This window comes from Gemmatimonas sp. (assembly GCF_036405635.1).
In the GTDB taxonomy this organism is placed as follows: Bacteria; Gemmatimonadota; Gemmatimonadetes; order Gemmatimonadales; family Gemmatimonadaceae; genus Gemmatimonas.
This window is the reverse complement of sequence record NZ_DASWXE010000141.1, coordinates 1-18721: the sequence shown is the minus strand read 5'-3', so window position 1 is coordinate 18721 and position 18721 is coordinate 1. Positions and strand designations below refer to the sequence as shown.

Sequence of the window (18721 nt, the reverse complement as noted above, 5' to 3'; positions counted from 1 at the left end):
TTGGTAACGCAGCATGTCTGACAGCGCACGCTATCCGGTGCCGGCCACTCGGCACCGGATCGAACAAGTGATCGATCGCAGTCGGTTTGTGTGCACCATTGAACGTGTGCGCACCACCGCGGATGCGCAGGCGTTCATCAAGGAAATGAACGTCGAATTCCCCGACGCCACGCACAACTGTTGGGCGTATGTGGTGGGGGTACCCGGCAGCACCGATCGCATCGGGATGAGCGATGACGGTGAACCCCACGGCACCGCCGGCCGGCCGATGCTCACGGTATTGGCGCATTGTGGCATCGGCGAAATCGCTGCCGTGGTCACGCGGTATTACGGCGGCATCAAGCTCGGCACCGGTGGACTGGTGAAAGCGTATGGTGGTGCCGTGCAGGAAGCACTGGCAACGCTTGCCACCGTGGAACGAGTCGATACCGTCACGGTGACTTTTGCCGTGGGTTACGGCCAGATCGGAGCCGTGCAGCAATTGCTACCGACGGTTGATGCCGAGGTATTGGAACAACAGTTTGAAGCCGACGCGCAATTCACCGTTCGGCTTCCCAGAACCCAATACTCAACGCTTCAAACCCACGTCCAGAACCTGATGCGCGGCACCGCAGTGTTTCTTCTGTCCGATGACGCGCAATAGTCAGTCCAACTTAGAACTTACGGCCTACGGCTTCTCACCAACGTCCCTAAAACCCACCATCCAAACGGGGAACTACGGGAAAGCGGATTGTGGGTTGTAGGGGGCTTGGTAGTAAGCGGTAGGTTGTGGGTTGTAGGACGAATAAGTGCCTTGTGCTTTCGGCAACAGAAGAACTACGAGAGGCCTTCGATCGTGCCGTCGGGGCGCAAGCGCATGCCTTCGGCTGCTGGCACCTTCGCCAGGCCAGGCATGGTCATGATGTCACCACACTTGGCCACCACAAAGCCCGCGCCAGACGAGCCATACACCTCGTTCACCGTCATCCTGAACCCGGTCGGTACACCCAACCGTGTGGGATCATCGGTGAGTGAATACTGTGTCTTGGCCATACACACCGGTGTATCAGCCATCCCATTCGCTTCCAGCCAGTCGATCGACTTTTCGGCGGCCGGTGAGAAGTCCACACCATCTGCGCCATACACCCGCTGCGCGACGGTATTGATCTTCTCGCGAATGGGCCGAGCGGTCTCATACAATGGCCTGAATGCTGCACGACCTTCCGCGAGTTCGGCCAGCACTTCACGCGCCAGCGTCTCGCCTCCCGCGCCGCCCTCGGCCCATACATTGGCCAGTGCCACGCGCACACCAAGACCGGCGACATAGTCTGCCACCATCTGCAATTCGGCATCGGTATCGCTCAAGCGACGATTGAGCGCCACCACCACCGGCACACCGAACTGCTGCACATTGCGCACATGGTGCGCCACATGCGGCAGGCCACGCTCGAGTGCACCAAGGTCTTCCACGTCGAGGGCATTCTTGGGCAAGCCGCCCTGCATCTTGAGCGAACGCACTGTCGTCACCAGCACAGCGGCTTCGGGGTTGAGTCCACCAAAGCGGCACTTGATATCGAAGAACTTCTCGGCACCCAGGTCGCTGCCAAACCCGGCTTCCGTCACCACGATATCACCGAGAGCGAGACCGGCCCGTGTGGCAACAAGTGAATTGCAGCCATGCGCGATATTGCCAAACGGACCGCAGTGCAGAATGGCCGGCCCACCTTCCAGCGTCTGCACGAGATTGGGGCGCATCGCGTCCTTGAGCAGCAGCGTCATCGCGCCCGTCGCATTCAGGTCGCGCGCACGCACCGGACGTTTGTCTTTGCCGCTGGTGGTGCCCACGACGATGTTGCCCAGCCGACGCTCGAGATCTTCCGCATCCGATGCCAGCGCCACGATGGCCATGATCTCGCTGGCCGGGATGATCACCCAGCGTTCCTCGCGCATCATGCCATTGCCTGCGCCCACGCCGATGATGGCCTGACGCAATGCACGGTCGTTCATGTCGATGGTGCGCGGCCATGTGATGCGTTTGGGATCGAGTCCCAGCGCATTGCCATGATAGAGATGATTGTCCAGCATCGCCGCGAGCAGCGCGTGGGTGCTGGAGATGGCGTGGAAGTCGCCGGTGAAGTGCAGGTTGATGTCATCCATCGGCAGCACCTGCGAATAACCACCACCCGCCGCGCCACCCTTCACACCGAACACCGGCCCCAGGCTGGGCTCGCGCATGCACAGGATCGCGTTGTGCCCGAGGCGACGGAACGCCTGCGACAGCCCCACGCTCACCGTGCTCTTCCCCTCGCCGGCCGGTGTCGGGCTGATCGCTGTGACCAGCACGAGACGTCCACGAGGTGGCGCCGACGTGACCGACATCGGCAGCTTGGCCTTGTAACGACCATACGGGTCGATGTCATCAGCGCCGAGTCCGAGATCCATGGCCACATCGCGGATGGGGCGCATGGTGGCCGACTGGGCGATCTCGATATCGGAAGGAACGCGGGATGCGGAAGGCGTCATGGCGGGAAGGAGCTTGGGGACGCGAGACAGAGCGGAGGTGGGATGCTCCCCTTTCCCCAATCCCGGGTGCAAGTTGGAGCATGCCGCTCATTCCCCGTGATCTTGCCTGCCGGACACGCGAACCACAACAGGTTTTCGAACGCTCGCTGTGGGCGTCGACGTGCGATCGTGATGACGAATCGACACCGGTGAGGTTCGGAGCATGAGCATCGGTGTTTTTGGCTCGTCGGGGCGTCTCGGGCAGGCCTTCATCCGCCAGGCCACCGAGGTGGAGATCCCGCTGCGGCTGCACTATCGCGCCAAGCCCTCCGAACAGGTCCCGCAGGAAAGCACCGTCGTCGTGGGCTCGCTCAACGACCCCACCGCCGTACGCGAAGTGCTCCGCGGCGCCGAAGCGGCCGTCGTATTCCTGGGGCACAAGAAGGACGCCCGCGTGCCGTTCTGCGCGAACGCGACCCGGGTCATCATCGAGACCATGAAGACGCTGGGGCAGTCACGGCTGCTCGTCGTGACCGGCGCCATGATCGGTGAATCCAATGTCGGTCTGTCGATGGGTATGCGCCTGCTCAACCTCGGTGTGCGCCGCATGGCCGCCGAAGGCATCATGGAAGACCGTGATGAACAGGAGCGCCTCGTGCGCGCCAGCCACCTCGATGGCTGGACCGTCATCAAGCCGCCCCGCCTCACCGATGGCAGCCGACCCGCGCCCGTGAAGGCCGGCCCCGATCACAAGGTCGGACTCCTCAGCAGTATCTCCCGCACATCGCTTGCCGAATGGATCGTGCAGGAGCTCAAGAACCCGCAGTACCCGCAACAGGCCGTGTACGTCGACGAGTGAGCGTGTAGCTGCGCAGTCCACTCGGCCGGCGTGACGGTCTTCGCCGTCAATCGCCAGCACAACCGAGGGTGGCATGACTGAAGTTCGCAAGATCGCGTGGGACGACATCGAGGTGGAGCAGATGTCGCCGCATATCGGACGTCGCCTCATCTACACGAAGTCGCAGATGCTCGCGCATGTGTATCTGAAGGAAGGCGCCGTCGTGCCCGCGCACGATCACCACAACGAGCAGTTCACGTACATCATCTCGGGCTGCCTGCGTTTCTGGCTCGGTGAGCACGCCGACAATCCGGGTGACGTCTACACCGATGTGCGCGCCGGTGAAGTGCTGGTGATTCCGAGCATGGTGCGTCACCGCGCCATCGCGCTCGAGGACACGCTCGACGTGGACATCTTCAATCCGCCGCGTCAGGACTGGATCGACAAGGACGACAGCTACCTGCGCGGAGGCAAGTGATGGATCTTGGACTCAAGGGCAAGATCGCGCTGGTGTGCGGGGGCAGCCGCGGTATCGCCTACGCCGCGGCCGAAGACTTTGCGCGCGAAGGCTGCACGGTGGTCATCTGCGCGCGTGATGCCGATGCCCTGGCCAGCGCCACTACCAAGCTCGAGGCACTGGGCGCTCCGGTGCTGGCCATCGAAGCCGACCTGGGCACCGAAGCCGGTATCGCGAAGGTGGTCGACCAGACCAAGGCCCGCTTCGGTCGCGTCGACATCCTGATCTGCAACACCGGCGGCCCACAGACGGGGCCGGCCATGGGACAGGACTGGGCCACTTGGCAGAAGGCCAGCGAGCTGCTGCTGCGCACCGTGGTGGAGCTGACGCGCGCCTTCGTGCCGGGGATGCGTGAACGAGGGTGGGGACGGGTCGTGGCAATCACGTCATTGGCCGTGAAGCGCCCACAGGCATCGCTCGTACTCAGTAACAGCATGCGCGCCGCCGTCACGGGCTATCTGCGCACGCTGGCCGATGAAGTGGCGCCGCAGGGTGTGACAGTCAATTCGGTGCTCCCGGGCTTCACCGCCACCGAGCGCCTCGATTCGCTCGCCAGCGCCACATCGTCACGCACCGGGCAAAGCCGCGAGTCGGTGTTCGCCGGCTGGGAATCGGAAACGCCAGTCGGGCGCCTCGGACGCCCCGATGAGCTGGGGGCTGTGATAGCTTTCCTCTGTTCTGAGCGAGCGGGGTTCGTGACCGGTCAGGCCATCCTGGTGGATGGCGGGGCCGTGAAGTCACTGCTCTGATCGCACGAGGTTTTTTCGCACGCTTCTCCTGCAGCCAAGCACATGAGCCGCATCTCCGAGACGCAGTGGATTTGGCGCGACGGCCAGTTCGTACCCTGGGCCGACGCCACGATTCACGTGCTGAGCCATTCCGTGCAGTTCGGGTCGTCCGCCTTCGAGGGCGTCCGTTGTTACAACACGCCCAAAGGCCCGGCGATCTTCCGCCTTCGTGAGCACCTCGAGCGTCTGCTCCACTCCTGCAAGATCTATCGCATGGATGTGAAGTACACGATCGACGAACTCATCGAGGCGTCACGTGAACTGGTGGTGCGCAACAACGTCGAGTCGTGCTACATCCGCCCGATGGTGGTGCGCGGTTACGGCACGGCCGGCATGGTGCCGATCGGTTCGCCTGTCGAGGTCTACCTCCCCTGCTGGCCGTGGGGCGCGTACCTCGGCGACGAAGCGCTCGACGCGGGTGTGGATGCCTGTGTGTCCAGCTGGCAGCGCGTGCAGCCGAACACCATCCCCGCGATGGCGAAGATCGCCGGTAACTACCTCAGCGGTCAGCTCATCAAGATGGAAGCGCTCGCCAACGGCTACGCCGAAGGCATCGCGCTTTCGCCGAGCGGTATGGTGGGTGAAGGCTCGGGTCAGAACGTGTTCGTCGTGTCCAACGGCACGCTGCTCACCGGCCCGCTCGATGGCTCCATCCTCGGCGGCATCACGCGCGCCTCGATCATCCAGATCGCACAGGACCTCGGCATTCCGACCAAGGAATTCCACATCCCGCGCGAGATGCTGTACATGGCCGACGAAGTGTTCTTCACGGGTACGGCCGCCGAGCTCACGCCGGTGCGCAGCATCGACAAGATCCAGATCGGCGCCGGCAAGGTGGGCCCGATCACGAAGCAGCTGCAGCAGCAGTACCTGGGCATCGCCAAGGGCACAGTCGAAGATCGACATGGCTGGCTGACATTCTGTAAGGATTGAGCGTCTGATTTCTAGAGGGAACAGGGGGCAGTTGGAGAGATAACAGGGCGCAGCAACTGCTTCCCGCTACCTCTCCAACTGCCCCCTGTGTCCTCTTGATATAGAACCACTTCCATATCTATGGCCTTAACCTCCACCATGTACTCGCTGCGTATCGAGCTCGCTCACGTCGATCGCGGTGTGTACGAGTCCCTCGATTTCCGGATGGCGATGCATCCATCCGAATCGCCCGAGTACTTCGTGGCGCGACTGCTCGCGTATTGCCTCGAATACGCCGAGGGCATCGGGTTTTCGCGTGGGGTGTCCGACCCGGACGATCCCACCATCAGTGTGCGCGACCTCACGGGCACCATCACCACGTGGATCGAGATCGGTCTCCCTGATGCGGCGCGTTTGCACAAGGCCAGCAAGGCCGCGCCGCGTGTGGCGCTGTACACCCACCGCGATCCATCGGTGTGGCTGCGGCAGATTGCAGGTGAGCGCATCCACAAGGTCGATCAGATCGCCGGGCATGTCTTCGATCGCGAATTGATCGACGAACTCGTCGCGCGTCTCGACCGGCGCATGGCGTTCGACTTGTCGGTCACGGATGGCACGCTGTTCATCAACCTGGACGGCACGACCATCACCGGCCAGGTGACACCGCTTTCGCTGGCGTCTGCGTGATGCGCAGGCTGGTCGCCTTCACCGCTGCCGCACTGGCACTGAGTGCCTGTGTGGTGGTGCACCGCCCGCCCACGACGGTGGCGAAGCTGCAGCAGGACGCGGTGGCGCTCGGTGCACGCGATCAGGCGATGCGCGATTCCATCATTGCGCGACTGGTGCGACGTGCCGAGCGGCGTGGAGATCGCAAACTCGACTTGCTGTTGCTGTCTGGTGGCGGACAGAACGGGGCATTCGGTACGGGCTTTCTCCGTGGCTGGCATGCGCGTACCGACAACCCGATGCCGCGATTCGATCTGGTGTCGGGTATCAGCACCGGTGCTTTGCAGGCGCCGTATGCACTGCTCGGCAGCAAGGCCTCGCTCGATACCGTGACGGCGTTGTACGCGCGCGCGGCGACCACCATCGCGCCCACGCTCAATTGGTGGTTCTGGTTGCGTCGCAACGGCGGGCTGGTGAACACGTCTCGTTTCGAGCGCACAATCGCCAGCGCCATCGACGGCCGGTTCCGTACGGAGCTGCGGAATGCGTTTGCCGAAGACCGGCAGCTGGTGTTTGCCACCACCGACTTCGATCTCGGCGTGGGGCAGATCTGGTCATTGGGCGATGAGATCGCCAATGACAGCACCGGTCTCGCGCGTTCGCAGATGTTGCTCCGCGCGGCCACGGCCATTCCCGGCATCTTCCCACCAGTGGTGGTGGATGGTCATGTGCATGCCGACGGTGGAGTGGTGGAGAGTGTGCTCGCCACGCTCACCTTTGCCGATTATCAGCAGCTCGGTCGTCAGCTGGCCGCGCGTGGACTGAACGATGTGACCGTACGCCTCTGGGTGGTCATGAATCTCTGGTCACACCCGGAACCACGCATCATTGCACCGGCGAGCCGCCGGCAGATCAGCAACCGCACCACGTTGCTGTTGTTGTACCTGCATCAGTCGGCGTCGCTGTCGGCGTTGGCCGATCTTTCTCGCGCGGTGAGTGCGGGTGTGCCGGGTCTCAAGCTCGAGTTCAAGCTGGCCGCGTTGCCGTCGAGTGAATCATCGAGCCCGGGGGCACAAAAGCTGTTCGAGCAGAAGTTCATGCAGCGTCTCGATTCCATCGGGTATGCCAAAGCCACCGGCGCCACGCCGTGGGACAGCATCCCGAGTGCCTACCGTCGTCCTGAACCACCGGTGCGTTGAACATGACCAGCAGTGCAGCCGACCCGACGGCCGGCGCCTTGCATGTCGTACGCGAACATCCGCTGTGCGCCGAAACACCCGCCGCGCAGTTGCCACAGCCGCTCACGCCGGCGCCCAGTGTGTATGTGCGCAGCAATTTCGACACACCGGTGTTCGATGCCGCGCATCGCATCACCGTGGGTGGTGCGGTGGACTCACCGCTGTCGTTTCCTCTGTCCGACCTGGAAGCCATGCGGCAGCACGCCGTGGTCATGACGCTGGAGTGCGCCGGCAATGGCCGCCTGGGCATGAACCCTGTGCCACCCGGTGAGCCGTGGGGCTTTGGTGCCGTAAGCACCACGGTGTGGTCGGGTGTGCCGCTGCACATGATTCTCGAACGGGCCGGTGTGCGTGATGATGCCGTGGAGGTGCTGGCCTCCGCCGCTGACCACGGCCCGCGTGATGATGCCAATGGCGAAGGCGCTCCTGCGGATGTGCGCTTTCAGCGTTCGATGCCACTGCATGTGGCCATGCACCCGGATACGCTGGTGGCCACCCACATGGCCGGCGCGCCACTCACCGAAGCACATGGTGCGCCGGTGCGTCTCATCGTGCCGGGATGGTACGGCATGGCCAGCGTGAAGTGGCTGGCCTCACTGGAGGTGATCACCACGCCGTTCACGGGATATTTCCAGCGTCGGCGTTATGTGTATGACACGGGTGATGCCATCGAGCCCGTGACCACGGCGCGCGTCAAGTCCATCATCACCACCCCCACCGATGGCAGCAGCAACGGCCGCGAAATCGTGGTGCGGGGCTGGGCGTGGTCGGGTGCGGGCGTGGTCACGCGGGTGGAAGTGGGTGTGAACACCGGGAGTGGTGAGAGCTGGCGCGACGCCGAACTGGGCACAGCGGCATCACGCTATGCGTGGACGCCGTTCTCGCTGCCACTGGTGCTGCCATTGCCGGCCAGTTACGACGCATCGCGCACGGTCACGCTGCGCACCCGCGCCACCGATGCCAGCGGCGCGGTGCAGCCCGAGGAGATCACCTGGAATCGCCTGGGTTACGGGAACAACGCCATCCGCAGTACCACGGTGCACGTGGTGTCATAGCCTCATTCCACTTGAGGAGTATTGCTCGGCATGCAGGAATCCATGAGCTCATCCATGAACCCATCCTCGATGCGTGAGGATCGCGACGGTGCGCCACGCTGGTTGTGGGCGCTGGCCCTGTTCGCCGTGCTGCTGCATGTGGGCGTGAATCTCATCACGCCGTTTGGCGTGCATCGCGATGAACTGCTGTATCTGTCCATGGGCACGCACCTGCGGTGGTGGCGCATGGATTTCCCGCCCTTCATTGCCGGCGTGGCCAATGTGTCGCGTGCGATGTTCGGCGACGCGCTGTGGTCTATCCGGCTATTCCCCGCCATCACCAGTGGTCTGATCGTCTTCGCCGCCGGTGTGGCGGCGTGGCGATTCGCCATGGCAACCGCTGCCACAGAGAATGCGGCCGCACGCGCCACCGTACTGACCGCCGTGGCGGTGCTCACCGGCTCCGTGTTTCTGCGTGCCGGCCTTCTGTTTCAGCCGGTGGTGTTCGACCAATTGTGGTGGACGCTCGCGCTGCTCGCCATCGCCGAACGGCAGCGCACCGGTAACATCCGCTGGTGGCTGGGCGTTGGGGTCGCGCTGGGCCTCGGTCTGCTCACCAAGCACAGCATCATGTTCATTGGTGTGGGGCTCGTGGTGGGCATGCTGCTCACGCCCGTGCGCCGCGATCTGCTCACACCGTGGCCGTGGTTCGCACTGGGTATCGCGGTCTTCATCGGCTTGCCATCACTGGTGGGGCAGATCCAGCTCGACTGGCCCATTCTCTGGCAGATGCGCGACCTGCAGGCCAGTCAGCTCGAAGCGCGCAATCGTCTGTCGTTTCTGTTCGAGCAGCCACTGCTCGTGAATCCCGTCGCCTTCGTGCTGGGCATGGCGGGCCTGGTGTGGTTGCTCGTGGCCCGCACCGCACGCCGCTGGCAGATCGTGGGCATTGCCTGTCTGGTGAGCTGGCTCGTGCTCATCATGCAGCATGGCAAGGCCTACTACGGCGCGCCGGTGTACCCCATCCTGTTTGCCGCCGGCGCCGCAGCGCTCATGCAACTCGCGCCGCGCGTGCAGCGCATTGGCACCTACGCGGGTGTGTTGCTCATGGTCGCTCTCGCCGTGCTCGGCGCGCCGCTGGCACTGCCCATTCTGTCACCAGCCGCCACGGCTGCGTATGCCGCGCGCATGGGTGTCTCCAATTCCACCGAGACCAACACGGGCGAGCAGCTCCCCCTCCCACAGGACTTTGCCGACATGCTCGGCTGGCCGCAGCAAGTGGAGGCCGTGGCCGGTGAATGGCAGAAGCTCACCGAAGACGAGCGCGCGAGAACCGTACTCGTGGCCAGCAACTACGGCCGAGCCGGAGCGCTGGACTTGTATGGGCCCAGGCATGGCCTGCCTCCGGTGGTGAGTGCGGCCGGAAGTTTCTGGTACTTTGGTCCGGGCACCAAGCCCGGCGATATCATGCTGGCGCTGGGCGGTGAGGTGGAGGAGTACCAGCAACTCTATGAGCAGTGCCGCACGATCTTCATCGTGGGCACCGCATGGGGTGTCCTCGAAGAGCAGGCGGTGCCCATCATCCGCTGCGATACACCGCGCAAGCCGCTGCAGGACGTGTGGCCCCTGCTCGATCCCGCCAACAATTCATGAGCCACACGCCGCCACTCACCATTCGCACCGCCACGGTGGACGACGCGCCCGCATGGTCCGACTTTGCGCGCCGCGTTTTTCTCGACACGTTCGGGCCGAACAACAATCCCGACGATCTGGCCGAGTACATGCGCGACGCGTTCACGCATGAACAGCAGCGCGGTGAACTCGAGGACCCCAACAACACCTGTCTGCTCGTTGAATGTGATGACGCGCTGGCCGGCTACACCCTGTTGCGCCCGGGCGGCTATGGAAAGTCCGACGAGCCCACCGATGAACGCCTGGTGCGGGCCGCGCGTCCATTGGAAATCCAGCGCTTTTATGTCGATCACGCTTTTCACGGCCGTGGCATCGCGCAGCAGATGATGATGGCCGCACTGGACCACGCCGCATCACATAGCGCCGATGTGGTGTGGCTGGGCGTGTGGGAACACAACCCGCGCGCCATTCGCTTCTACGAGAAGTGCGGCTTCTTCAAGGCGGGTGCACACCGCTTCCGGCTGGGGCGTGATGTACAGCGGGATCATGTCATGATGCGACGCCTCTGAGGCTCAGCTCGATTGAGCGTGTCTCCGTTTGTGTGGTATGTTGTCCGAGCGCTGCTTCCCATTCCCGCAATCACCCGCCCATGTCTCACATTCGCCTGTCAATGCTGGTGGCCGCCATGCTGTGCGCGGCGCCTTCCTCCGCCGCCGAAGCCCAGAGTATCGGCGAGCGTCTCAAGCAGCGCGCCGCCGAGCGCGCGAGGCAACGTGGAGAGGACGCGCTCAATCGCAAGACGGACGAGGCGGTCGACAAGGCCATCGACGGTGGGCTGGGCGTGGTGAAGTGTGTGGTCTCCGACGCGGAGTGCATCAGCAAGGCGCGGGATGAGGGACGCACGGTGGTCCGCACCGACAAGTCGGGCAAGACCATTCCGGCCGATGTGGAGGTCGAGAAGCAGGCCACTCGTGGCGCGGGCACCAAGGCCCCGTCGGCAACCGAAGAGGCAACCGGCACTCCCAGCGGTCCTGCGCGTACGGTGACCGCCACTGCCTGGGCCAACTATGACTTCACGCCCGGCGAGAAGCCCCTCGTGGTGACCGACTTCTCCAGCGATGTGGTCGGCGATTTCCCGCGCAAACTGGAAGCCGTGGGTGGCAACTGGGAAATCGTGGAGATCGACGGTGCCAAATGGATGCGGGGAAACGGCAACCCCAATCAGTTTGCCGTGAAGGCCGCCGCGCCACTGCCCACCCGCTGGACGCTCGAATTCGAACTGCTCGGCACGGCCGGTGAATGCTGGGTGTATCCCGGCGGACAGAACGAAGATCCCTATCTCGTGTTCTCGGCGCACCATGACGGTGGTTACAAGCGCCACAGCGGAGATGTCACGCGCGTGGAGGCCAAGACGGACGATGGCATCGGGGTGCCGTACCAGGCACGCCTGATGGTCGATGGCAACTACATGAAGGCGTACATCGACGAAAAGCGCGTGGTGAATGTGCCCAATCTGAACTACACCGCCTCCGACCGCGTGCTGTTCTGGTGCGATGGCACCGAAGACGATCCGGTGTTCGTGCGCAACATCCGTCTCGCCGGCGGGGGGCGGAAGCTGTACGACGCGTTGGCCGAGTCGGGGCGTGTGGCCACGCAGGGCATCTACTTCGACACGGGCAAGGACGTGATCCGCCCCGAGAGCACGCCCACGCTCAAGGAAATTGCCGCGATGCTGCGCGAGCATGCCGATCTGCGCCTCACCATTGAAGGGCACACCGACAATGTGGGTGCCGCGCCCGCCAACCTCACATTGTCGCAGCGTCGGGCCGATGCCGTGCGACAGGCGCTGGTGTCGGAGTACGGCATCGATGGGGCACGACTCACCGCCAAGGGCCTCGGGCAGACCGTGCCCGCCGCTCCCAACACCACGCCCGAGGGTCGCCAGCAGAATCGGCGCGTGGAGTTGGTCAAGCAGTGATGGTCTGGACTGATGTGCCGCGGAGTCGCTGGCCGGTCAGCGACTCCAGCGCAGCCCGCCGTACACGGCGCGGCGATCGGCAGACTGGAAGTACCGGCCGCCGGCATCATCCACGGTGACCGCGGCGGCGTAAATGCGGTCCGCCAGATTCTGACCCGACACGAACACCGTCAGTCCAAGGCGCGGCACCTGCATCTCGGCGCGCACACCGAATGTGGCCCACCCGTCGTTCGATACCGTGTTGGCGCTGTTCACGAAGTACGACGACGGCACCCACTCCACAGACGGCGTGATGGTGAAGCCACGGCCGAGTCCGAGCTTCACGTCGGCTACCGCATGATGCGCAGGCGCACCCGGCAGCCGGTTGCCGGCAAACGCCGAATCCTTTTCGAACGTGAACCGGGAATACGTGTAGCCTAGTCGCAGCGCGCTGCGTGCCGCGAGCTGCCACTGCACACCGGCCTCCAGTCCCACGTGACGTGATGCGTCCACATTGCGATAGGACGGCACCGTGAACGGCGCGTTGGGGAACGGCGGCACGTTGATGTTCACGATTTCGTTGGTGAGCTCGATGTCATAGGCCGCCACATCCCAGGCCACCGCACCCCGTCGCCCGCGGGCACCGAGCTCATACTGCCAGGCCGATTGTGCGTCGAGGGGCAGGAACCCGCCGGAACCGCCAAAGCTCGTGAGCTCGAGAAACACCGGTGGTTCCACCGTGCGGCTGGCGTTCCCGTAGAACTGTGTGCCCGATGTGTGCTGATAGATTGCGCCCACCCGCGGAGACACCGGCGTGAACGTGCGCTTGTCGGACTGATCACCATTCGACAGAAAGTCGTCATCCACCGTGCGCACCGCCCGCTCCACACGGCCACCGGCCACCAGCGTGAAGGCGGGTGTGACCGACAGCGCGTTCTCGATGTAGAGCCCAAGATTCGTGGCCTTGTCCCGCTCATCGCGGGTGAGCGCGCCGTGTTCGCCCCGCACGTTTGCGAACTGACGGTTGCGCATCGATTCGAAGGCCGGCTGTACGCCGATGGTCAGGCGATTGGGCCGCGCGCCCAGTGACGCATGATTTTCATAGCGGATCTCGGCGCCGACATCGTTGCTCTGCTGGTTGATCACCTCGAAGATCGGGTGATCGATATCGCGGTACTGCAGGTACGGCGCCACGTCGATGCGCTGCGTGGGCGACAGCTGCAGGCGGTACTGCAACCCGATGTGGTGCAGATCGTAGTCGCGTCCCCAACGGTTGGTGACATTGGCCGGCGTGGCCATCGATGGCGACGTGGGAAGCTCGGACGCCGTGAGGCTGCCCGGCAATTCCTCGCTCACCTTGGCGTAGAAGTAGAACGCGCGCAGACTCGAACGCTCCGACGGGGTGATGCCACCGTGCAGGTTGATCCGGTCGCGCGACTGACCCGACCAGTCGCGATATCCGCCCAGCGTGGTGTGTGCATAGCTGGCGTAGAAGTCCTTGCCGTCCCGCGCACCGCCGGTTTCCACCTGAGCCTTGGTGTACCCAAAGGCACCACCTTCCACGAATGCCCCGAGCCGGGGGGCGGTATACCCCGTCTTGGTTTGCAGATCGATGGCCCCGCCAAGTGTGGAGCCACCAAAGCGCAGCGCATTGGCGCCCTTGTACACCGCGATGGCATCGGCGGTGAGCAGTTCGAGCGACTCGAAGTCGGTGAAGCCATCGGCATTGCGATAGGGCATGCCGTTCACCAGCACGTTCACGCCGCGCGCATGAAAGTTGTTGCGCAGGCCGGAACCGCGGATGGAAATCTGCGATTCATCGGCGGCACCGAATCGCGGCTGCACATACACACCGGGCACGAAGCCCAGCACGTCCTTCATGTTGGCCTGCCGCGTGCTGCGCAACTGACTGGCCGTGACCAGCGCGGTGGAACCGGGGATCAGCTGGAGCTGTTCGCGCGTTTCGTCGAGATCATTCGACGTCCCGATGACCGTGACGGCCGCCAGCGGCGCGGCTTCGAGCTTCACATCGGCGACCAGCTCCTGCCCAGCGACCACCGTGATGCGCAGGGACTGGGTGACAAAGCCGCTGCGGCGGACTTCCACCGTGTGCGCGCCGGCGGACACCGCGCTCACGGCGTAGTGCCCGTCCGCACTGGTTTGCGCGACGGGGTCGGCCCCATCGAGCGCAATCCATGCACCCGCCACGGCCTGACCCGTGGGCGTGGTCACGGCACCACGAAGCCGACCGGCGGATTGCGCGTACGCGGTTGCGGGGAACAGAAGCAGCAAAACCCACACGGCGCGTGCCGTGTGGGTGGTGGAACGGCAGGCATGCAGCAGCAGGCGCGCGCACAAACGGGCGCGCCCCATGAGACGATGAGGAGACATGTGGGTATGGGAGTGAGTTTCGAACGTCCGGCAGGACGTCCGCACGACGGGCGAGTGATCAGGCCAGCGATGGGTGGTCGATCAGGCGATCGAACAGGCCCTCGGATCAGAGGCGCGCGGTCGTCGGCGGGCCGATGGCAAACGGCTGCCGGTACTCCCGATGTGCGACGGGGGTGCTGCGGTCTCCACCCGCGATGAAGATCCGGGTGTCATTGCGAAAGACTTCACGGGCGGCATACGTCGCCACCACGGGACGCTGCGGCGGTGAATCGTGGCACTGGCCCACACATTCGCAGGGTGGCGACCCCACGTCGTGCGATGTGCCGTCGTGCGACGCTCCATGCGATAGCCGGTGCGAAAGCTGATGCGATAGCTGATGCGAGGCGGCATGAGCGTCTGCCTCAGAGCCTGCATGTGAAACCGCAGGTGACGTCTCATGTGACCCCTCGGCCGTGCAGCACCGGTATGCACCGCCCACGGACGGCGATCCGACCGCAAACACGAGCAGCAACAGTGCCCGCATCAATCGCGTGCACAGTTTCGAATGACGAAGGGACATGGCAGGGTGACATTCGTCGGACCGGGAGCTGCCGTCAAGAGCGACGGGTTGGACGCCGTCCCTTCACGGGGCAGAGGGCAATGCCGTGTGTCGGACCGGTGGCCCGGACGCGGGGTACGACCGGAGCGGATTTGTACGGTACTCTCCGACGCATACCCTGCGAGAAACTCACAGAGGATCTCATGCCATTGACCGCCAAGCAGTTGCAGAAGATCGAAGCCCGTCTGCTCGAAGAACGCGAGCGCCTGTTCGGCCAGCTGCGTGACTTCATTGAGCCAGAGTCGGCCGAAGACAGTCAGACCCAGGCCGGCGACAACTCCAAGGCGCCCACGCACCTCGCGGACCTGGGCACCGATGTCGCCAACGAAGAACTCGAGGCCTCCATCGCCACACGGCGATCGGCCGAGCTGGCCGAAATCGACGCCGCCCTGCTGCGCATCACGTCGTCGCCCGAAACGTTCGGCCTCGACGAAAACACCGGCGAGCAGATTCCCTTCGCGCGGCTGGAGATCATTCCGTGGGCCCGCACCACTGTGTAGGGCTATTCGCGGCGGGCCGGCAACAGTCCCTGCAGGAAAAAGGCCGATAGCTCCGCCCGCCCGTCGATGCCGGACTTCCGGTACACCGACACCGCATGCTGCCGCACGGTGCGCTCACTGCGCCCGGTCCGGGCCGCGATCTGCTTGTGCCCCAATCCCTGCAGCAGCAGGAACGCCACTTCGCGTTCCGTGGGCGTGAGTTCCCACGCCATCAATTGATCATCCACCGCCCGGCCAAAGCCGGCGCACTCCCCCTCGGCGGCCCGCTGCCACGCCGCCTGCTCGGCCTGCCGCTCCTGCAGCGACCGGGTGGTCGCCGCCAGTGCCGCGCGCGTCCCGCGCAGCGCACTGGCGGTGCGCCACCAGCCCATCCACAGCACCACCGCAAATCCCAGGCTCACCACCACCACGGCCACCTCGAACACGACGTGCCATGAGCGCCACGTTTGTGGGCGGTCGAGAATGAGATCGGCGACCCCCGACACCACCGCGAACAGCATCACCACCGCCAGCAGCGGCACCAGACGGCGCGGTTCATGGGACGCATCGTCGGTCGGGAATGCGTCTTCCGTGGGGTCGTCCATTCTCTCCGGGGTGGGCATGCCTCCGTCAAATGTCGGATGTACCGCGCGCCCGCGCCAGCAACTCAGGCCGGGCACCGCATCGGAACACATGCCGGATGGTGCGACCATCCCGAACCATGCACCGTAACCACAGCGGCCCGGCAGGCCTTCGCCGAACGGGTGACCGCTGCAGGTCCAACGTCCTGTCCGTGGAGTGCGCATGTTCGAATCCCTCTTGCCCAACCCGCTGCACCCGGCGGTGGTGCACTTTCCCATAGTGCTCGCGCTGCTCGTGCCGCTGTTCGCCATTGGCGCGCTGGTCATGATCCGTCGCCAGGCCCGCCCGGTCCGCGCATGGGGGCTGGCCACTGCCCTGTTCGTCGCGCTCTCCATCAGCGCCTGGGTCGCCGTGGAGACCGGGGAAGACACCAGTGAAAGGGTGGAGTCGGTGGTGGCCGAGGCGCCGCTCGAAGCCCATGAGGAGGCGGCCGAGAATTTCCTGCGCCTCTCGGTACTGGTCACCGTAATCGCCGTGGCTGGTCTGGCTGCGGGTCGCGTTGGCCAGGGCGCCCGTCTGGCGGCCACACTGGGCGCGCTGGTCCTGCTGGTGGCCGGATGGCGCGTGGGTCACAGTGGTGGTGCGCTCGTCTACCAGCACGGCGCCGCTTCCGCATATGCCACGGGGAGTGCAGGCTGCAGGGATTGCCCGCCGCCGCCCGAAACCCACTAGGAGCTGCCATGCCACGCGCCGTGCACCTCGAACGTCACTTCACGCACCGGGTGGGCTGGTTACGAGCCGCCGTGTTGGGCGCCAACGACGGCATCGTGTCCACCGCCGCGCTGGTGGTGGGCGTGGCCGCTGCCGGTGTGAACCGGCAGGGGCTGCTGCTCACCGGCGTGGCTGGCCTGGTCGCAGGCGCGATGTCCATGGCCGCTGGGGAGTACGTCTCCGTGAGTTCGCAGGCCGACACCGAACAGGCCGATCTGGCGCGTGAGCGCAGCGAGCTTGCCACGGATCCGGCGCAGGAGCTCGAGGAACTGGCCGGCATCTACCGCGCGCGTGGCCTCGACGACCATCTCGCCCATCAGGTCGCCGTGCAGCTCACCGCCCATGACGCCCTCGGCGCACACGCCCGCGACGAACTGGGGATCACCGAAGCGCTGTCCGCACGCCCCGTGCAGGCCGCTCTCGCCTCGGCGGCCACGTTCGCGGTGGGCGCGGCCCTGCCGCTGGTCCTCGCCTTGCTCGTGCCGTCGTCGATGGTGGTGCCGCTGGTGACCGCCGGTTCATTGCTGGCCCTCGCCGCATTGGGCGCGGTCGCCGCAGGAGCCGGCGGTGCGGGTCAGGTGCGTGGCGCCCTGCGCGTGGTGGTGTGGAGCGCACTGGCGCTCGCGCTCACCGCCGGTGTGGGTCGACTGGTGGGTGCCCCCGTCTGAGCACCGCCAACGTCCCACCGCGCCGTCGCGTCACCGCCGTCGCGTCACCGTTTCTTGGCCAGAATCGTCCCACGGCAGGTGATCGCGCCGCAGTAACACGGGAACCGCTTCTTGGCCGCCGGTGTGTGCCGCTCTTCCAGAATGTAGGCGTAGTCGTACACCAGTTCTTCGCCCACTTCGATGTCGTGGATGGACTCGATCCAGATCCGTCCATCGTCAATCACGGCATCGCAGTTGGGCGCGCACGAATGATTGAGAAAGCGCGCCTCGTTGCCGTTCACGGCCGCGTCCACCACCACTTCGTCATCGATGGCGAACAGGAACGTGTGGTGCCGCTCGCCCAGTGTGTCCGGATAGCGCGCCTCCGACTCGGCGGGCGTGAGCCGCTCGCCCGCGTATTCAATGATGCGGGTGCCGGCCGGAATGGCCTGGGTGGCAAAGCCGCCGAACCCCTGGATGCCTGACTGGCGCACCTCGAAAGGGAGCGGAACGGCGGTTTCTTGGGACATGGGGGTGTGGGAAGTATCAAAAACCGCAAAAGGGGGCCCGAACCGTCTATATTTATCAGGTTGGGGACTTTCGGAGTCTTTTTGGTGGTCGCGCCGGAATCATGGTATCGCGGCCCTTTCATGTATACGCCCAAGCACACGCCGGCTGGGAATCAGGGGCGCGCGGGCAGGATCTGGGATGAGCGACGGGGAAGTTGGGCAGGACGGGGCGACGGTGAGTGGGTTTGGTGCACTTGGGGTGCACCCGAAGATCGCCGAGGCGTTGGTGGGGCTGGGGTACGAAGAGCCCACGCCGGTACAGCGGGCAGCCATTCCGCCCCTGCTGGAAGGAAAGGATGTACTGGCCCTCGCGGCCACGGGTACCGGCAAGACGGCGGCGTTTTCGCTGCCGCTGCTGACGCGCATCGCCGAGAAGGGACGGCGGGCGGGCAATGGCCCCGGTGTGCTCATCCTGGTACCGACGCGTGAACTCGCGATGCAGGTGGCGGAAGCCGTGCATCGTTATGGCAAGCCGCTGGGCTTGCAGGCGCTGGCCGTGTACGGCGGCGCGAGCATGGAGCTGCAGGTGCGTGCCCTGCGCCGTGGTGTGGACGTGGTGATTGCCACGCCGGGCCGCGCGGTGGACCACATCAAGCGCGGCACGCTGGTGTTCGACGGCCT

General features: G+C 64.9%; 20 protein-coding genes. 15 read left to right on the top strand and 5 right to left on the bottom strand.

Going from position 1 to position 18721, the window contains the following annotated elements; all coding sequences use genetic code 11:
• Nucleotides 1-13 precede the first annotated feature (13 nt).
• The gene (locus VGE27_RS11720; protein WP_331049842.1) at nucleotides 14-643 is read left to right on the top strand and encodes a YigZ family protein; all 630 of its coding nucleotides are present in this window, start codon (nucleotides 14-16) and stop codon (nucleotides 641-643) included.
• A gap of 173 nt (nucleotides 644-816) precedes the next feature.
• On the opposite strand, the gene VGE27_RS11715 is transcribed toward VGE27_RS11720, so the two are convergent.
• On the bottom strand, nucleotides 817-2502 hold the full coding sequence (locus VGE27_RS11715; RefSeq protein WP_331049841.1) for a formate--tetrahydrofolate ligase: 1686 nt from the start codon (nucleotides 2500-2502) through the stop codon (nucleotides 817-819).
• Nucleotides 2503-2704: 202 nt separating this feature from the next.
• Here VGE27_RS11715 and VGE27_RS11710 point away from each other — a divergent pair, with 202 nt between their 5' ends.
• The 10 genes from VGE27_RS11710 (at nucleotide 2705) to VGE27_RS11665 (ending at nucleotide 12084) form a co-directional block, all read left to right on the top strand.
• The gene (locus tag VGE27_RS11710; RefSeq protein ID WP_331049840.1) at nucleotides 2705-3340 is read left to right on the top strand and encodes an NAD(P)-dependent oxidoreductase; all 636 of its coding nucleotides are present in this window, start codon (nucleotides 2705-2707) and stop codon (nucleotides 3338-3340) included.
• A 73-nt stretch (nucleotides 3341-3413) separates the two neighbouring features.
• The gene (locus tag VGE27_RS11705; protein WP_331049839.1) at nucleotides 3414-3797 is read left to right on the top strand and encodes a cupin domain-containing protein; all 384 of its coding nucleotides are present in this window, start codon (nucleotides 3414-3416) and stop codon (nucleotides 3795-3797) included.
• Nucleotides 3797-4585: an SDR family oxidoreductase gene (locus VGE27_RS11700; RefSeq protein ID WP_331049838.1), complete on the top strand. Its 789-nt coding sequence runs from the start codon at nucleotides 3797-3799 to the stop codon at nucleotides 4583-4585. Before VGE27_RS11705 ends, VGE27_RS11700 begins: the two co-directional genes overlap by 1 nt.
• Nucleotides 4586-4627: 42 nt before the next feature.
• A complete protein-coding gene (locus VGE27_RS11695) occupies nucleotides 4628-5557 on the top strand; it encodes a branched-chain amino acid transaminase (RefSeq protein ID WP_331049837.1) in 930 nt (309 codons plus the stop codon).
• Nucleotides 5558-5677: 120 nt separating this feature from the next.
• Nucleotides 5678-6223, top strand: a complete 546-nt coding sequence (locus VGE27_RS11690) for a YaeQ family protein (RefSeq protein WP_331049836.1) — start codon at nucleotides 5678-5680, stop codon at nucleotides 6221-6223.
• Nucleotides 6223-7401: a patatin-like phospholipase family protein gene (locus VGE27_RS11685; protein ID WP_331049835.1), complete on the top strand. Its 1179-nt coding sequence runs from the start codon at nucleotides 6223-6225 to the stop codon at nucleotides 7399-7401. Before VGE27_RS11690 ends, VGE27_RS11685 begins: the two co-directional genes overlap by 1 nt.
• A 2-nt stretch (nucleotides 7402-7403) precedes the next feature.
• Complete coding sequence (locus VGE27_RS11680) at nucleotides 7404-8495, top strand: sulfite oxidase (RefSeq protein WP_331049834.1); 1092 nt, start codon at nucleotides 7404-7406, stop codon at nucleotides 8493-8495.
• A 54-nt stretch (nucleotides 8496-8549) separates the two neighbouring features.
• Entirely contained in the window at nucleotides 8550-10127 is a 1578-nt protein-coding gene (locus VGE27_RS11675; protein ID WP_331049833.1) for an ArnT family glycosyltransferase, read from the top strand.
• Nucleotides 10124-10675 (top strand): GNAT family N-acetyltransferase, encoded by a 552-nt coding sequence (locus VGE27_RS11670; RefSeq protein WP_331049832.1) that lies wholly within the window; start codon nucleotides 10124-10126, stop codon nucleotides 10673-10675. The genes VGE27_RS11675 and VGE27_RS11670 overlap by 4 nt, the downstream gene beginning before the upstream one ends.
• A gap of 80 nt (nucleotides 10676-10755) precedes the next feature.
• A complete protein-coding gene (locus tag VGE27_RS11665; protein WP_331049831.1) occupies nucleotides 10756-12084 on the top strand; it encodes an OmpA family protein in 1329 nt (442 codons plus the stop codon).
• A 36-nt stretch (nucleotides 12085-12120) separates the two neighbouring features.
• On the opposite strand, the gene VGE27_RS11660 is transcribed toward VGE27_RS11665, so the two are convergent.
• Together VGE27_RS11660 and VGE27_RS11655 are read right to left on the bottom strand one after the other, a co-directional pair.
• Nucleotides 12121-14454 (bottom strand): TonB-dependent receptor, encoded by a 2334-nt coding sequence (locus VGE27_RS11660; protein WP_331049830.1) that lies wholly within the window; start codon nucleotides 14452-14454, stop codon nucleotides 12121-12123.
• Between the two features lie 106 nt (nucleotides 14455-14560).
• Nucleotides 14561-14704 carry a hypothetical protein gene (locus tag VGE27_RS11655; protein ID WP_331049829.1) on the bottom strand — a complete coding sequence of 48 codons (144 nt, stop codon included), beginning with the start codon at nucleotides 14702-14704 and terminating at the stop codon, nucleotides 14561-14563.
• Nucleotides 14705-15195: 491 nt separating this feature from the next.
• Here VGE27_RS11655 and VGE27_RS11650 point away from each other — a divergent pair, with 491 nt between their 5' ends.
• Entirely contained in the window at nucleotides 15196-15552 is a 357-nt protein-coding gene (locus tag VGE27_RS11650) for a TraR/DksA C4-type zinc finger protein (RefSeq protein WP_331049828.1), read from the top strand.
• Between the two features lie 2 nt (nucleotides 15553-15554).
• On the opposite strand, the gene VGE27_RS11645 is transcribed toward VGE27_RS11650, so the two are convergent.
• On the bottom strand, nucleotides 15555-16136 hold the full coding sequence (locus VGE27_RS11645) for a helix-turn-helix transcriptional regulator (RefSeq protein WP_331049827.1): 582 nt from the start codon (nucleotides 16134-16136) through the stop codon (nucleotides 15555-15557).
• A 199-nt stretch (nucleotides 16137-16335) separates the two neighbouring features.
• Between VGE27_RS11645 and VGE27_RS11640 the strand changes: the two genes are divergently transcribed.
• Both VGE27_RS11640 and VGE27_RS11635 read left to right on the top strand, forming a co-directional pair.
• A complete protein-coding gene (locus VGE27_RS11640) occupies nucleotides 16336-16845 on the top strand; it encodes a DUF2231 domain-containing protein (protein ID WP_331049826.1) in 510 nt (169 codons plus the stop codon).
• Nucleotides 16846-16853: 8 nt separating this feature from the next.
• Nucleotides 16854-17552: a VIT1/CCC1 transporter family protein gene (locus VGE27_RS11635; RefSeq protein WP_331049825.1), complete on the top strand. Its 699-nt coding sequence runs from the start codon at nucleotides 16854-16856 to the stop codon at nucleotides 17550-17552.
• Between the two features lie 44 nt (nucleotides 17553-17596).
• Here VGE27_RS11635 and VGE27_RS11630 read toward each other — a convergent pair whose 3' ends face one another.
• Complete coding sequence (locus VGE27_RS11630) at nucleotides 17597-18061, bottom strand: SET domain-containing protein (protein WP_331049824.1); 465 nt, start codon at nucleotides 18059-18061, stop codon at nucleotides 17597-17599.
• A gap of 178 nt (nucleotides 18062-18239) precedes the next feature.
• Between VGE27_RS11630 and VGE27_RS11625 the strand changes: the two genes are divergently transcribed.
• A partial coding sequence (locus tag VGE27_RS11625; protein ID WP_331049823.1) for a DEAD/DEAH box helicase occupies nucleotides 18240-18721 on the top strand: 482 nt, incomplete at its 3' end.

Excerpts from the sequence above, each read along its gene's own strand:
- VGE27_RS11720 (WP_331049842.1), top strand. The coding sequence starts at position 14 with ATGTCTGACAGCGCACGCTATCCGGTGCCGGCCACTCGGCACCGGATC.
- VGE27_RS11715 (WP_331049841.1), bottom strand. The coding sequence starts at position 2,502 with ATGACGCCTTCCGCATCCCGCGTTCCTTCCGATATCGAGATCGCCCAG.
- VGE27_RS11710 (WP_331049840.1), top strand. The coding sequence starts at position 2,705 with ATGAGCATCGGTGTTTTTGGCTCGTCGGGGCGTCTCGGGCAGGCCTTC.
- VGE27_RS11705 (WP_331049839.1), top strand. The coding sequence starts at position 3,414 with ATGACTGAAGTTCGCAAGATCGCGTGGGACGACATCGAGGTGGAGCAG.
- VGE27_RS11700 (WP_331049838.1), top strand. The coding sequence starts at position 3,797 with ATGGATCTTGGACTCAAGGGCAAGATCGCGCTGGTGTGCGGGGGCAGC.
- VGE27_RS11695 (WP_331049837.1), top strand. The coding sequence starts at position 4,628 with ATGAGCCGCATCTCCGAGACGCAGTGGATTTGGCGCGACGGCCAGTTC.
- VGE27_RS11690 (WP_331049836.1), top strand. The coding sequence starts at position 5,678 with ATGGCCTTAACCTCCACCATGTACTCGCTGCGTATCGAGCTCGCTCAC.
- VGE27_RS11685 (WP_331049835.1), top strand. The coding sequence starts at position 6,223 with ATGCGCAGGCTGGTCGCCTTCACCGCTGCCGCACTGGCACTGAGTGCC.
- VGE27_RS11680 (WP_331049834.1), top strand. The coding sequence starts at position 7,404 with ATGACCAGCAGTGCAGCCGACCCGACGGCCGGCGCCTTGCATGTCGTA.
- VGE27_RS11675 (WP_331049833.1), top strand. The coding sequence starts at position 8,550 with ATGAACCCATCCTCGATGCGTGAGGATCGCGACGGTGCGCCACGCTGG.
- VGE27_RS11670 (WP_331049832.1), top strand. The coding sequence starts at position 10,124 with ATGAGCCACACGCCGCCACTCACCATTCGCACCGCCACGGTGGACGAC.
- VGE27_RS11665 (WP_331049831.1), top strand. The coding sequence starts at position 10,756 with ATGTCTCACATTCGCCTGTCAATGCTGGTGGCCGCCATGCTGTGCGCG.
- VGE27_RS11660 (WP_331049830.1), bottom strand. The coding sequence starts at position 14,454 with ATGTCTCCTCATCGTCTCATGGGGCGCGCCCGTTTGTGCGCGCGCCTG.
- VGE27_RS11650 (WP_331049828.1), top strand. The coding sequence starts at position 15,196 with ATGCCATTGACCGCCAAGCAGTTGCAGAAGATCGAAGCCCGTCTGCTC.
- VGE27_RS11645 (WP_331049827.1), bottom strand. The coding sequence starts at position 16,136 with ATGGACGACCCCACGGAAGACGCATTCCCGACCGACGATGCGTCCCAT.
- VGE27_RS11640 (WP_331049826.1), top strand. The coding sequence starts at position 16,336 with ATGTTCGAATCCCTCTTGCCCAACCCGCTGCACCCGGCGGTGGTGCAC.
- VGE27_RS11635 (WP_331049825.1), top strand. The coding sequence starts at position 16,854 with ATGCCACGCGCCGTGCACCTCGAACGTCACTTCACGCACCGGGTGGGC.
- VGE27_RS11630 (WP_331049824.1), bottom strand. The coding sequence starts at position 18,061 with ATGTCCCAAGAAACCGCCGTTCCGCTCCCTTTCGAGGTGCGCCAGTCA.